We start from the raw sequence: 12,836 nt of genomic DNA, 5'->3' as shown, positions 1-12,836 counted from the left end.
ATCAACCGTAACGAGACCGCGAAGCCCTTCCGCTGGACCTACGACGGCACCCCACTCAAGGAAACAACCTGATCAACCACCCCTCCACGAATTAACGCGGTGCTGCACTAGACGCGACGGGCGCGACGGAATCCGGCTAGGCGCGACGGGGTGCGCGGTGTGGCGGTGCGGGGGCGGCGCTGTCACCAGAGCGAGCGGACCGCTCCGACCGGGACGCCGCCACCGAAGAGCGGCACCTCGGCGTACTCGGTCAGCACCGGAGCGTCCACGCCGAGCCGCCGCAGCGCCGAGACCAGCACCGGCATCCGGGCCCGGTCGGCGCCATCGTCGATCTTGAGAGCGACCGCGCCGACGCCCGGCAGTCCGACCGCGAACACGCCCTCGGCGCCGACCTTGGCCAGCAGGCCCGGGACACCGCGCATCAGCCGGGTGTCGTCGGCCTGGGTACCACCCACGATCTCCGGGTGGGCGCGCATCGCGTCGGCCACCCGGCGCGGTGCCGAGCCGGGCTCGGCATCGACCAGCCGGAGGTACGCCCCCGCCAGGCCGGTCAGCGACACCGCGAGCACGGGAGCGCCGCAGCCGTCCACTCCCGCCGCCGCCGCCGGCTCGCCGGTGAACTCCTCGACCGCAGCCCGCAACCCCTGCTGCAACGGGTGCTCCGGCCGCCAGTAGCCGTCCCGGGGCCATCCGGCGGCCTCGCAGGTCAGCAGCATTCCGCTGTGCTTGCCGGAGCAGTTCATCTGCACCCGGCTCGGTCCGCCCCCGGAGCGCAGCACCGCCTCCCGGGCCGCCGTGCCCGCCGGCAGGTCGGGCGGACAGTGCAGCGCCGAGGCGTCCAGCCCGGCCCGGTCGAGGAGCGCGCCGACCCGGGCCAGGTGGAAGTCCTCCCCCGCGTGGCTGGCCGAGACCAGCGCCAGGTCGGCCGGCTCGGTGAGCGGCAGACCGGCGCGGAGCATCCCGATCGTCTGCATCGGCTTGCTCGCCGAACGCGGAAAGATCGGCGCGGTCACGTCCCCGGCGGCGGCCAGCGTCGCCCCGGTCGCGTTCAACACCACCACGGAGCCGCGGTGCCCGCCCTCTACGAACCCGGACCGGACCACCTCGGCGAGCGGTACGCCGCCCTCGTACGTCTTTCCCACCTGCTGGACGGTACCCAGGCGGTTGGACCGGCCGTCGGCGGGGTGACCAGGTCGTCCACCGCCCGGGTGACAGGGGCGCGGGAAGCCCTCGCCCTTACAGTCCGAGCAGCGCGCGGGCCTCGGTGGTGGTCAGCGGCGGCCGCTGCGCGAGTTGGGCGAAACCTACCGCGCGGGCGACCAACTGCATGTTGGACTCGACCGGGCGGCCCTTGGCGTACGTCACCGTGTCCTCCATGCCGACCCGCAGGTGGCCGCCCGTCGACAGCGAGGCCAGCAGCACCGGAATCGTGCTGCGACCGATGCCGGTGGCCGAGAACGTGGTGCCCTCGGGCAGGTCCCGCAGCATCCGGTGCGCGGCGACGAGCGTCTCGGTGGTGCCCGGCATGCCGCCCGGCACACCCATCACGAAATCCACGTGCACGTGCCCACCGGCAGGCAGCCCATACTTGCCGAGCAGCCGCTGCAACGCGGCCAGATGGCCGAGGTCGAAGATCTCGTACTCCGGCACGATCCCGCGCTCCTGCATCCGGGTGTGCAGGTGGACGATGAACTCCCAGCGGTTGAGGAAGACGTCGTCACCGAAGTTGACCGTGCCCATCGTGCAGGAGGCCATGTCCGGGCCCGCGTCGAGCACGGCGAGCCGGGACGCCTCCGGGTCGGTCACCGCGCCGCCCGAGGAGAGCTGCACGATCAGGTCGGTGCTCTCCCGCAGCGCCGCCACCGTCTCGGCCAAGCGGGCCGGGTCGAGAGTCGGCCGGGCCTCGTCGTCCCGGATGTGGACATGGATCACGGCGGCGCCGAGCGCCTCGCACTCCTTGGCGGTGAGCAGCAGCTCGTCCAGGGTCACCGGCAGCGCCGGCACCTCCGCCTTGGCCGACTCCGCGCCGGTCGGAGCCACCGTGATCAACGTCCCTGTCGTCATGCCGGCGATCCTAGACGCGCCGGTCAGGACGGGTCGATCGCCGCCGCGGTCTCGCCGATCCTCAGCGCGGCGTCGTCCGGGACGTTCCGCTTCAGCACCGCGAGAGCGACCTGGCCCAGCTCGTGGTGCAGCACGGCGGTGCCCACGAAACCCACCGCCCGACCGTCGAGGGTCACCGGCGTACCGGCGGTCGGCGGCTGGTCGGTGGTCACCCCATCCAGGTGCAGCAGCGCCAGGCGGCGCGGGGGCCGGCCCATGTTGTGTACGCGGGCCACCGTCTCCTGACCCCGGTAGCAGCCCTTGTCCAGGTGCACGGCCGGGCCGATCAGGTCCACCTCGGCCGGGATGGTCCGGTGGTCGGTGTCCACCCCGACCCGGGGCTGCCGGGCGGCCACCCGAATCGCCTCGTACGCCCACAGGCCGGCGACCGGCACGCCCGCGCCACGCAGCTCGGCGACCACCTGCTCCATCGCCGAGCGGGGCACCAGCAGATCCACCCCGAGGAGTCCGCGTCGTGCCCAGCCGCCGACCGGCAGCGGTCGGACGTCGTACCGGATGCCCGCTCGGGGCGGCACGGCGCCGGCGGCGAACTTCGGACCCGGCACCGGGACCAGGTCCGGTGCGGCCAGCCCGGTCACGCCCAGCGTGCCCACGGCCTCCGCCGCCGCCGGTCCGACCAGCGACAGCAGCGCCCGTTCGGGGGTCGCGTCGCGGGGCTCGACCTTGCTGAAGAACCGCATCTTCTCCAGGTACGCCAGCAGGCCCTCCGTCGCCCCCGGCTCGGTGTCCAGCCAGGTGGTCTCGCCGTCCTCGGCGACCAGGGCGTGCTGCTCGACGTGCCCGTGCGGGGAGAGCACCAGCAGCTCGGTGCCCTCACCGGCGGACAGCGTCGACAGGTGCTGCGAGGTGATCGTGTGCAGCCAACCGGTGCGCTCCTCCCCGGGCACCGCGATGATCCCCCGGTGCGACCGGTCGACCAGGCCGACCTCGGTGTCCAGCACACGCTGTTCGCGCAGCGGATCGCCGTAGTGGGCCGCCACGCCCCGCACGCCGGCCGCGACGTGTGCCGGGTCCGGCTGGTCGCGACTGGCCTCGTCGATACTCTCGACGGCCACCGCACCCGCAATGTCGATCATTTGTGGTCCCCGTTCTCGCAACGGCCGCAGACGCCGAAGAGTGACACGTGCCCGATGTCCACCCGGAATCCCCGCTGCGCGACCAACTGGTCGGCGAGCGGGCGCAGCAGCTCCGGATCGATCTCGTCGATCGCGCCGCACTCCCGGCAGACCAGGTGGACGTGTTGGTGCTCACCTGCCGCGTGGTAGGTCGGCGAACCGTGCGAGAGGTGGGTGTGCGTCACCAGGCCGAGCCGTTCCAGCAGCTCCAGCGTGCGGTAGATGGTGGTGATGTTGACCCCGGCGGCGACCTCCCGGACGGCGGCGTGCACCCGCTCCGGGGTGGCGTGGCCCAGATCGAGCACCGCCTGCAGGACGAGCTGCCGTTGGGCCGTCAGCCGCAGCCCACGGGCCCGGAGCATTTCCGCGAGGGAGGATTCGGACACCGTCCGATCATAGTTCGGCAATCGCACCGACCCCCTGCGCGCGGCCGGTCGCCGCTACGCTCGACGGTCATGGTGACGTCGTCCGTCGGCAATGTCCCGGCCACGCCGAGCACACGGATCGCCGTGCTGGGGCGGGGCCCGATCCCGGCGGACGAACCCGTGCTCCGCGGCGACGACCTGGGCGTCCTGCGCGGCGACGGGCTCTTCGAGTCGATGCACCTGCGCCACGGGCGGCCGTGGCTACGCGACGAGCACCTGGCCCGGCTGCTCACGGCGGCGTCGGCCGTCGACCTGGAGCTGCCTCCGATCGACGCGCTGACCGATCTGCTCGACTCGGTGCTCGCCGGCTGGCCGGCGGAGGTGGAGGGCGCGCTGCGGCTGGTCTGCACCCGGGGTTCGGAGGCCGGCGGCCCGCCGACCGTCTACGCCACGCTGACTGCGGTGCCGGCGTCGTCACTGGCGGCACGGCGGAACGGGATGACCGTGGCCATCCTGCCGCTGGGGGTGCCCGCCGACGCGCGTACCGGGTTGGACTGGCTGCCGGCGGGCATCAAATCCACCTCGTACGCGGTCAACAGCGCCGCCCGCCGCTGGGCCCGACGGATCGGGGTGGACGACGTGCTCTGGGTCTCGTCCGACGGGTACGCCCTGGAGGGGCCGATCGCCAACGTGGTGTGGCTCACCGGCGACACGATCTGCACGGTGCCCGCCGCCACCACCGGCATCCTGCCCGGCACCACCGTCGCCTGGCTGCTCGCCCACGCGCACGAACTGGGCCTGAACGGGGCCGAGCGGATGGTGACGCCCGCGGAGCTGCACGCCGCCGACGGCGTCTGGTTCAGCTCCTCCGTACGCGGACTCGTCGAGGTGCGGATGCTGGACGGGGTACGCCGAGACCCCTGCCCGCGTACCCCTGCCCTGCACGAACTGCTGGGTTTCCCCGTCGACTGAACGTCAGCCGCCGACCCGGACGAGCCGCGCCGAGAGGTGCGGGCTGAGCGGGTGACCCATCGCGGCCATCTCCTGGGCGTAGAGCAGAGCGCCCTCGACGATGCCGAAGAGACGGTAGCCTCCGGTGACCTCCTTGGCGGTCGCCGTCCGCACCACCGCGTCGGTGGTGAACTCGACCTGGGTGCCGGTGCGCTTGCCGAGGTGCAACTCCATCACGCCGGTCGGAGTCGTCAGCAGGGCCTCCAGCTCGTCGGTGGCCCGGCCGTCCACCATGACCGGCCGCCACCAGCCGACCTCACGCCCGGCCGGGCGGACAGGCCGGCTCTGCTCGTCGAGGATCCAGGCGCGCGACTCGTAGTGCAGGAACGGTCGGCCGTCGTGGCTGATCCGGATCTCCTGCGCGTAGTCGAAGTCCTCGATGGTCGGGAAGCCACCCTTGCCCCGGCCGCGCCACCGACCGATGTACGGCAGCAGGCCGTCCAACGCGGGGTGCAGCTTCGGGCCGACGCGCAGGTCGTAGCTCTCCTCGTACGGGTACTCGTCGACCGGAGGCGCGTTCAGCCACGGCGGTTGCAGCGGATTCTCGTCGCTCACTGTGCGCTCACCAACGTCCCCTTGAAATCCTTACTGCCAGGTAGACCAGACCGCCAGCGAGTCCGCCCAGGCCGGCGACCAGCAGGCTGACGAACCCGATCTCGGTAACCATCGCGACCATCCTATGCTGGGCCCTATGGCCCGCTCTCTCGTCGTCAAGGTCACCGCCGGGATGGATGCCCCGGAGCGCTGCGCGCAGGCGTTCACGGTCGCCGCCACGGCGGTCGCGGCCGGCGTGGACGTCTCGCTCTGGCTGACCGGGGAGTCGACCTGGTTCGCGCTGCCCGGCGGCGCCCAGGAATTCGAGCTGCCGCACTCCGCACCGCTGGCCGAGCTGCTGCACGTCATCCTGACCAGCGGCCAAGTGACCGCCTGCACCCAGTGCGCGGCCCGTCGGGAGATCGGCCCGGACGACGTACTGCCCGGCGTGCGGATCGCGGGCGCTGCGGTGTTCGTCGAGGAGGCGTTGGCCGAGGGAGCGCAGGCGCTCGTCTACTGACCGCGAGCACGACGGGGAGCGCGGAGGAGCAGCCCCACTCGCCGTACTACGGGTCGGCCGACTCGACACCGCTGTTCGTCATCCTGATCGACGAGTACGAGCGCTGGACCGGTGACACCGCACGGGTGCAGCCCGCAGGCCTGGTCGAGCGGAACCCCGCTGCTGTTGCTGCGGATGATGCTCGGGCTGGAACCGCAGGGCGAACACCTGATCATCGATCCGGCCGTGCCGCCGGGGATGGGTCGGGTGGAGTCGGGTGGAACTGCTGGACATTCCCGGCCGCTGGGGCCGCGTCGGCGCGTTGGGTCGCGGCCGAGGTCCGCAGGATCAGGAGACGGGCGGCTGACCCCGCGACTCAACCGGGGCAGCCGACGGTGGCGGCCACCCGTGCGGTGTCCGGGCCGAGTTCGGCCAGCACGGTGACGTCGCCGACGCGGTACGCGTACACCGGGGGGTTGTCCAGCAGTGGGGTGCCACCGGCCAGCGGGGCGAGCGCGCTGGCCGTGGCCGGGCCTGATCCGGCGGCGGACCGTGCGGTACGGGCCAGCGTGCCGTCCGGGCACGGCGCGGTGACCAGCTCCGGGGGGTTGCCGGTCGGACGGCCGAGCGCGGTCAGCGCAGCCGTGAGGGCCGCCGCTTCCGGGCCGGCGGCGGTGGCCGGCGCGGGGTCGTAGCCGGCGCCCGGCGGCCGACAGCCGGTGTCGACGGTCAACCGCAGCCGCCCGTCCCCGGTCGGCCGCCCCTCGACGGCGACGAACTCCCCGGCGTCGGCGCGCAGTTCGGGGCCGTCCAGTCCGGGACCGACCCCGGCCCGCCAGGTCGCCGGCAGTCGATCGGCGATGCCGGTCAGCACGGTCCGCTCGGTGCCGGCGGACGCCAGCAGCACACCGACCTCGCGACGCAGCCTCGCGCCGTCGGCGAGCGGGGTGACGCGGCACCCCGCGCTGACCCGGGCCGGACCCAACTCGAGCAACCCGGCTGTCCCCGCAGCACGGGCCAGCTCACCGACCGCCCGCTCGACCACCGGGACAGCCTCGGCGAGGGTGCGCTGCTCGCGCACCGTCGGCGGGTCGTCGCGGACCGACATCCAGGTGAGCCCGGCCAGCAGGAGGGCCCACAGTACGGTCGCGACCAGCAGCCAGCGCCGCCCACGCCGGGCGGGCGCCGGCGGGGCGGGGTCGCTCGACGGGGGCCAACCCGTCTGGACAGCACCGCTCACCCGGCCATGGTGTCACGAGCTGTCCTCCGCTCCGAATGGCAGTGGTCCACGACCCGGCAACCCGCCTCTCGGCCTGGATAACGCCAGGTCACCGGCCGATCGTTAGGCACTGAGCACCGTCCGAGCAGGTCCCGAACCCATCGGGACCCAATGTGGGGGAGGAACTGTGCTCCGACCATCGAACCCGAGATCCGCTCTCTGGCGAACCGCCATGGCGTGCGGCGCGGCACTGCTGGCCCTCACCGCTCAGCCCGCGGTCGCCGCCCAACCCAGACCCGCGCCCGCCCGCATCGACCAGCGCTTGCTCCGCCAGCTCGACACGACGGGCAGCGGGAGCTTCCTGGTCTACCTGCGCAGCACCGCGCCGGTGGCGCGCACCGCGAAGCTGAGGGACCCGGACGACCGGGCCCGCGAGGTGCACCGGCTGCTCACCACGACCGCCACGCGCACCCAGAAGGGTCTGCGCAAGCTGCTCACGACCCGCAAGGCGCCGCACACCGCGTACTGGATCGCCAACGCGGTACGCGTGACCGGTGATCGCAAGCTGCTCGACGAGATCACCAAGCGGCCCGAGGTGGCGAGGATCGAGCCCAGCCGCAGCTACCCGCTGCTGCGGCCGACGCCGGCCGCCGGAAGACGCGCGGAAGCGAACGGGCCCGAGTGGGGGCTCACCAACATCAACGCCCCGCGGGTGTGGAGCGAACTCGGCGACCGGGGCGACGGCGTGGTCGTCGCCACCATCGACAGCGGCGCCCAGTACGACCATCCGGCGCTGGTCAGGACGTACCGCGGCAACCTCGGCGGTGGCACCTTCGACCACGACCACAACTGGTACGACCCGGCCGGCGTGTGCCCGAGCGCCGCGCCCTGCGACAACGCCGGCCACGGCACGCACACCATGGGCACGATGGTCGGCGACGACGCAGCGGGCAACCAGATCGGCGTCGCCCCCGGCGCGAAGTGGATCGCCGCGAAGGGCTGCGAGACCGACTCATGCACCGACGCCTCGCTGCTCGCGGCCGGCCAGTGGGTGCTGGCCCCGACCGACCGGAACGGACAGAACCCCCGCCCCGACCTGCGACCCGACGTGGTCAACAACTCGTGGGGCGGCGCCGGGGGCGACCCGTGGTTCCAGCAGACCATCGCGGCCTGGCAGGCGGCCGGCATCTTCGGAGTCTTCTCGGCCGGCAACGACGGCCCGGCCTGCGGCAGCGCCGGCTCGCCCGGCGACAACGCCGACGCGTACGCGGTCGGCTCGTACGACGTGCAGAACGCCATCTCCGACTTCTCCGGCCGGGGCGGTGGAACCGACGCGCGGTCGTACAAGCCGAACGTCGCCGCGCCGGGCAGCAACATTCGCTCCAGCGTCCCGGGCGACTCCTACGCCGCCTTCGACGGCACCTCGATGGCCGCGCCGCACGTCTCCGGCACGGTCGCGCTGCTCTGGTCGGCCGCACCGACCCTCAAGGGCGACCTCGCCGCGACCGAAGAGCTGCTGGACCGGACCGCCCGCGACGTCGACGCCACCGCCTGCGGAGGCACCGCCGCCGACAACAACGTCTTCGGCGAGGGCCGACTGGACGCGTACGCGGCGGTGCGGGCCGCGCCGCGCGGCGCCGTCGGAAGGATCACCGGCACGGTCACCGCAGCCGGTGGCGCCAACCCGATCGCCGGCGCGACCGTCGGCGACGGCACCCGCAGCGTCACCACCGGCGCGGACGGTCGGTACGCGCTCACCGTGCCGGCCGGCGAGGCGACCGTCGCCGTCGCCGCGTACGGGTACGCGGGGCAGAGCGTCACCGTCACCGTCACCGAGGGCGGGAAGGTCACCCGGGACTTCGCCCTATTGGCCAACCCGTCGGTCACCGTGCACGGCCGGATCACCGACGGGTCGGGGCACGGCTGGCCGCTCTACGCCCGGATCGAGGTCGCCGGCCGTCCCGGCGGACCCGTGTTCACCGACCCGGCCACCGGCCGGTACTCGTTCACCGTGCCGGGCAACACGACGTACCGGCTCACCGTCACCGCCCGTTACCCCGGCTACCGTACGGCCACCCGGGACGTGGTCACCGACGACGGTCCGGTGACGGCCGACATCGCCGTACCGGTCGAGACCTCGTGCACGGCGGCCGGTTACACCGGCAGTTTCGGTCCGCCCCTGCTGGACGAGAGCTTCGATGGCGGCGGTACCCCGGACGGCTGGTCGGTGCGGAACCGTACCGAGGACGGCGGTTGGACCTTCACCGACGCCGGCGAGCGGGGCAACCTCACCGGCGGTAGCGGCGCCTTCGCCATCGCCGACAGCGACCGTCTCGGCTCCGGCCGGACCCAGGACACCGACCTGGTGACCCCGACCGTCGACCTGCGCGCCACACCGGCACCCGTCCTGCGGTTCCGCAGCGACTGGCGGGCCGTCGGGGTGAGCGACACCGCCGACGTGGACGTCTCCACCGACGGCGGTGTCACCTGGAACACGGTCTGGCACCAGACCACCAGTCGGCGCGGGCCGCTCGTCGAGGAGGTGCCACTCGATCCGGCGGCCGGGGCCTCGGCTGTACGGGTCCGGTTCCGCTTCCACGGCAGCTTCGCCTGGTGGTGGCAGGTGGACGACGTACAGGTGGTCAACCGGGACTGCGTGCCCGCCCCCGGCGGCCTGGTGCTCGGCGTGACCACCGACCGCAACACCGACACCCCACTCAACGAGGTCACCGTGGTCAGCGCCGACCGCCCGCAGGACCGGGGCAGGTCAACGCCGACGCCGGACGACCCGGGGATGCCGGACGGCTTCTACTGGCTCTTCTCCGGGCTGACCGGCGCACATCGGCTCACCGCCAGTCGCCCGCCGTACCAGGTGACCACGAAGACGGTGACGGTGCCGGCCGATGACGTCCGCCGCCTGGACGTCGCGCTCGCCGCCGGGCGGCTCACCGTCACACCGACGACCGTCCAGTCGTACCAGCCGTACGGCAGCACCCGGACCGCGAAGCTGCGGGTACGCAACACCGGCAGCGCGCCGGCCGCCGTCAACCTCGTGGAACGCAACGGACGGTTCGACCTGCTGTCCAGGGCCGGTGCGCCACTGCGGGAGCAGAGGATGAAGGGGATCAGCAAGGCACGCGCGGGCACCGCGTACGGCGCGGCCGAAACCCAGGCCCCACCACGGGCGCAGGACGCCTGGACCGGTATCGCCGCCCTTCCTGCGGCGGTCTACGACAACGCCGCTGCCACCCTCGACGGCAAGGTCTACTCCGTCGGCGGTGGTGGTGGCAGCGGCCTGGAACGCAAGGCTTGGCGCTACGACCCCGACACGGACACCTGGGCGGCGCTGCCCGACATGCCGAACGCGCGGGCCAAGCCGGTCGCGGCGGCCGTCGGCGGGAAGCTGTACGTCTTCGGTGGCTGGGGCGCCGACGACAACATCGTCGCCTCGGTGGACGTGTTCGACACGGCCACGGACACGTGGAGCACGCTGGCCGGAGCGGGCAACCCCTCCCCGGTGGCGGCGGCCGGCGGGGCGGTCACCGGCGGGAAGGTCTACCTGGTCGGTGGCTGCCGGGACAACGACTGCGCCGAATCGGACCGGCTCGTCGTCTTCGACCCGGAGACCGGCACGTTCCACACCGGCGCGGCGTACCCGCACACGGTGTCCTGGCTCTCCTGCGGCGGGATCGGCAGCGCGGTCTACTGCGCCGGGGGCACCGGCGACGCCGACTACACCGACGCCTACCGGTACGACCCGGCTGCCGATGCCTGGCGTCCCCTGCCGAATCTGCCGGTGGACCTCTGGGGCTCCCAGTACGCGGCGGCCGGCGACCTCCTGGTCCTGGCCGGCGGGGTCACGACGGCGTCGACCACGGTGACCAACCGGACCATCGCGTACGACCCGGTGGCCGGGAGTTGGCGCGACCTGCCCAACGTCCAGTTCGGTCGGTACCGGGGCGCCGCCGCCTGCGGCGCGTACAAGATCGGTGGTTCGCCGTCCTCCTTCGTGGGTTCCACCGACGGTGAACGGCTCGGCGGCCTGGAGCTGTGCGCCGGAGAGGCGGACCTGCCCTGGCTGACCACGAAACCGGCCACGTTCACCCTCGCGCCGGGGGCCTCCCGGACGGTCACCGTCACGTTGCGTGCCACGGCCGGTGTGGCCCAGCCCGGCACCTACTCCGGCGAGCTGGGCATCGCATCCGACACGCCGTACCGGGTTCCTGCGGCGCCGGTGCGGATGACCGTGTCACCGCCGGCCAGCTGGGGCAAGATCCAGGGCACCGTCACCGGGATCACCTGCGCCGGGGCCACCGTCGGGGTCGCGGCGACGGTCCGGGTGAACCGGGTGGGTACGACCACCGGCTGGACCCTGACCGCGGACGCCCACGGCAGGTACGCCTGGTGGCTGCCGAAGGGTCGCTACGAGGTGATCGTCGCAAAGGACGCGTGGATACCGCAGTCGCAGCGCACGCGCGTCAAGGCGGGCATCGTCGACACCCTCGACGCCGTCCTCGACCCGGCCTCGTCCTGCACCAGAGCCACCGGCATCTGACCGCACCGGGGTGGCCGGCGGCAGACAGGTCTGCCGGCCACCCCGCAGACGTCACCCGGCCGCAGGCCGGTCACCCAGGAGGGTGACCGGCCCCGGTCGATCAGAGCGGTGGGTCAGGCGACGGTGACGGTCACCTCGTTGATGCCCCGGCCAGCGGTGACGGCGGTGTCGCCGTTGCCGTGCCGGGACAGCGCCCGCAGCGTCCAGGAGCCCGGCGCGGCGAAGAACCGGAACTGGCCGGCGGCCGAGGTCACCACCTCGGCGGTGAACTCACCTGTCGAGTCGAGCAGCCGGACGTACGCGCCCGGCACGACCTCGTCCGCCACCGAGCGGACGATGCCGGTGATGACGGTTTCCTTCTCGAGGTCCAGGCTGGCCGGCAGGGGCGCGGCCTGGTCGGGTGCGGCGCAGCCCGCAGCGGTGGGAGCGGTCATCGTCAGGCCTCCCCAGGCTCGTCGCCGAGCGCGACCGGCACGCCGACCAGCGAGCCGTACTCGGTCCAGGAACCGTCGTAGTTCTTCACGTTGCGGTGACCGAGCAGCTCCTGCAGGACGAACCAGGTGTGCGAGGAACGCTCACCGATCCGGCAGTACGCGATGGTCTCCTTGCTGTCGTCCAGCCCCGCGTCGCCGTAGATCTTGCGCAGCTCGTCGTCGGACCGGAAGGTGCCGTCCTCGTTGGCCGCCTTGGACCACGGCACGCTGATCGCGGTCGGGATGTGACCGGCCCGCTGCGCCTGCTCCTGCGGCAGGTGGGCGGGGGCGAGCAGCCGGCCGGCGAACTCGTCGGGGCTGCGCACGTCGACCAGGTTCTTGGCGCCGATCGCGGCGACGACGTCGTCGCGGAAGGCCCGGATGGAGGTGTCCGGCTCCTGCGCGACGTACTGGGTCGCCGGGCGGGCCGCCGTCTCGGTGACCAGCGGGCGGGCGTCCAGCTCCCACTTCTTGCGACCACCGTCGAGCAGCTTGACGTCGCGGTGACCGTAGAGCTTGAAGTACCAGTAGGCGTACGCCGCGAACCAGTTGTTGTTGCCGCCGTAGAGGATCACGGTGTCGTCGTTGTTGATGCCCCGCTCGGACAGCAGCGCCTCGAACTGGGTCTTGTTGACGAAGTCCCGACGAACCTGGTCCTGGAGGTCGGTCTTCCAGTCGATCTTGATGGCGCCGGCGATGTGGCCGGTCTCGTAGGCCGAGGTGTCCTCGTCGACCTCGACGAAGACGACGCCCGGGGCGTCGAGGTTCTTCTCGGCCCACTCGGCCGATACGAGTGCGGTGTCGCGACTCATCGAATCACTCCCTGGTGAGGATGGATGGTGAGCCAACGCGCGAATATCGATGGGTTGAACTGTCGCACCGCGCGCGGGACCCAGCGGAAGGACGGGATCACGGGTTCGTGCGACGGCGCCGCTGCCGGG

The 12,836-nt window shown here is 72.8% G+C and carries 12 protein-coding genes and 1 pseudogene; 4 read left to right on the top strand and 9 right to left on the bottom strand.

All coding sequences use genetic code 11. From position 1 onward, the window contains the following. Positions 1-182: 182 nt before the first annotated feature. The 4 genes from ACLQ24_RS16430 to ACLQ24_RS16415 all read right to left on the bottom strand — a co-directional run bounded on the left by ACLQ24_RS16430 (position 183) and on the right by ACLQ24_RS16415 (position 3,625). On the bottom strand, positions 183-1,142 hold the full coding sequence (locus ACLQ24_RS16430; RefSeq protein ID WP_425892533.1) for an asparaginase: 960 nt from the start codon (positions 1,140-1,142) through the stop codon (positions 183-185). A gap of 94 nt (positions 1,143-1,236) precedes the next feature. Then, on the bottom strand, positions 1,237-2,064 hold the full coding sequence (locus ACLQ24_RS16425; protein WP_425892531.1) for a 3-keto-5-aminohexanoate cleavage protein: 828 nt from the start codon (positions 2,062-2,064) through the stop codon (positions 1,237-1,239). A gap of 23 nt (positions 2,065-2,087) precedes the next feature. After that, on the bottom strand, positions 2,088-3,200 hold the full coding sequence (locus ACLQ24_RS16420) for a YgfZ/GcvT domain-containing protein (RefSeq protein ID WP_425892530.1): 1,113 nt from the start codon (positions 3,198-3,200) through the stop codon (positions 2,088-2,090). Then, positions 3,197-3,625, bottom strand: coding sequence for a Fur family transcriptional regulator (locus ACLQ24_RS16415; protein WP_357129042.1), 429 nt, complete (start codon positions 3,623-3,625; stop codon positions 3,197-3,199). The genes ACLQ24_RS16420 and ACLQ24_RS16415 overlap by 4 nt, the downstream gene beginning before the upstream one ends. Before the next feature lie 69 nt (positions 3,626-3,694). Here ACLQ24_RS16415 and ACLQ24_RS16410 point away from each other — a divergent pair, with 69 nt between their 5' ends. Further along, positions 3,695-4,576 carry an aminotransferase class IV gene (locus ACLQ24_RS16410; protein WP_425892529.1) on the top strand — a complete coding sequence of 294 codons (882 nt, stop codon included), beginning with the start codon at positions 3,695-3,697 and terminating at the stop codon, positions 4,574-4,576. A 3-nt stretch (positions 4,577-4,579) separates the two neighbouring features. Here the strand turns inward: ACLQ24_RS16410 and ACLQ24_RS16405 are convergent, their stop codons facing one another. Together ACLQ24_RS16405 and mtfM are read right to left on the bottom strand one after the other, a co-directional pair. After that, positions 4,580-5,170 carry an FABP family protein gene (locus ACLQ24_RS16405; protein ID WP_425892528.1) on the bottom strand — a complete coding sequence of 197 codons (591 nt, stop codon included), beginning with the start codon at positions 5,168-5,170 and terminating at the stop codon, positions 4,580-4,582. Between the two features lie 7 nt (positions 5,171-5,177). Beyond that, positions 5,178-5,282 carry a small membrane protein MtfM gene (mtfM, locus tag ACLQ24_RS16400; RefSeq protein ID WP_030327764.1) on the bottom strand — a complete coding sequence of 35 codons (105 nt, stop codon included), beginning with the start codon at positions 5,280-5,282 and terminating at the stop codon, positions 5,178-5,180. A 12-nt stretch (positions 5,283-5,294) separates the two neighbouring features. Here mtfM and ACLQ24_RS16395 point away from each other — a divergent pair, with 12 nt between their 5' ends. Further along, entirely contained in the window at positions 5,295-5,669 is a 375-nt protein-coding gene (locus tag ACLQ24_RS16395) for a DsrE family protein (RefSeq protein ID WP_425892527.1), read from the top strand. Between the two features lie 117 nt (positions 5,670-5,786). Further along, positions 5,787-6,015 (top strand): annotated as a pseudogene (locus tag ACLQ24_RS16390) (glycogen debranching N-terminal domain-containing protein); the annotation flags it as partial. A gap of 9 nt (positions 6,016-6,024) precedes the next feature. Here ACLQ24_RS16390 and ACLQ24_RS16385 read toward each other — a convergent pair. Next, the gene (locus ACLQ24_RS16385) at positions 6,025-6,888 is read right to left on the bottom strand and encodes a hypothetical protein (protein WP_425892525.1); all 864 of its coding nucleotides are present in this window, start codon (positions 6,886-6,888) and stop codon (positions 6,025-6,027) included. A 211-nt stretch (positions 6,889-7,099) separates the two neighbouring features. Between ACLQ24_RS16385 and ACLQ24_RS16380 the strand changes: the two genes are divergently transcribed. Beyond that, on the top strand, positions 7,100-11,422 hold the full coding sequence (locus ACLQ24_RS16380) for a S8 family serine peptidase (RefSeq protein WP_425892537.1): 4,323 nt from the start codon (positions 7,100-7,102) through the stop codon (positions 11,420-11,422). Positions 11,423-11,535: 113 nt separating this feature from the next. Here the strand turns inward: ACLQ24_RS16380 and ACLQ24_RS16375 are convergent, their stop codons facing one another. Further along, positions 11,536-11,856, bottom strand: a complete 321-nt coding sequence (locus ACLQ24_RS16375) for a DUF1416 domain-containing protein (protein WP_425892523.1) — start codon at positions 11,854-11,856, stop codon at positions 11,536-11,538. A 2-nt stretch (positions 11,857-11,858) separates the two neighbouring features. Then, complete coding sequence (locus tag ACLQ24_RS16370) at positions 11,859-12,707, bottom strand: sulfurtransferase (protein WP_425892522.1); 849 nt, start codon at positions 12,705-12,707, stop codon at positions 11,859-11,861. Positions 12,708-12,836: the final 129 nt, after the last annotated feature.

This window comes from Micromonospora sp. DT4 (genome assembly GCF_049841675.1).
GTDB lineage: Bacteria > Actinomycetota > Actinomycetes > Mycobacteriales > Micromonosporaceae > Micromonospora.
Note: the sequence above shows the minus strand (reverse complement) of the source record. Positions and strands in the feature narration are given on the sequence as shown.

Bases quoted from the DNA above. Each gene is read 5' to 3' on its own strand.
- ACLQ24_RS16425 (WP_425892531.1), bottom strand. From the start codon at position 2,064: ATGACGACAGGGACGTTGATCACGGTGGCTCCGACCGGCGCGGAGTCG.
- ACLQ24_RS16410 (WP_425892529.1), top strand. From the start codon at position 3,695: ATGGTGACGTCGTCCGTCGGCAATGTCCCGGCCACGCCGAGCACACGG.
- mtfM (WP_030327764.1), bottom strand. From the start codon at position 5,282: ATGGTTACCGAGATCGGGTTCGTCAGCCTGCTGGTCGCCGGCCTGGGC.
- ACLQ24_RS16395 (WP_425892527.1), top strand. From the start codon at position 5,295: ATGCTGGGCCCTATGGCCCGCTCTCTCGTCGTCAAGGTCACCGCCGGG.
- ACLQ24_RS16380 (WP_425892537.1), top strand. From the start codon at position 7,100: ATGGCGTGCGGCGCGGCACTGCTGGCCCTCACCGCTCAGCCCGCGGTC.
- ACLQ24_RS16375 (WP_425892523.1), bottom strand. From the start codon at position 11,856: ATGACCGCTCCCACCGCTGCGGGCTGCGCCGCACCCGACCAGGCCGCG.
- ACLQ24_RS16420 (WP_425892530.1), bottom strand. From the start codon at position 3,200: ATGATCGACATTGCGGGTGCGGTGGCCGTCGAGAGTATCGACGAGGCC.
- ACLQ24_RS16370 (WP_425892522.1), bottom strand. From the start codon at position 12,707: ATGAGTCGCGACACCGCACTCGTATCGGCCGAGTGGGCCGAGAAGAAC.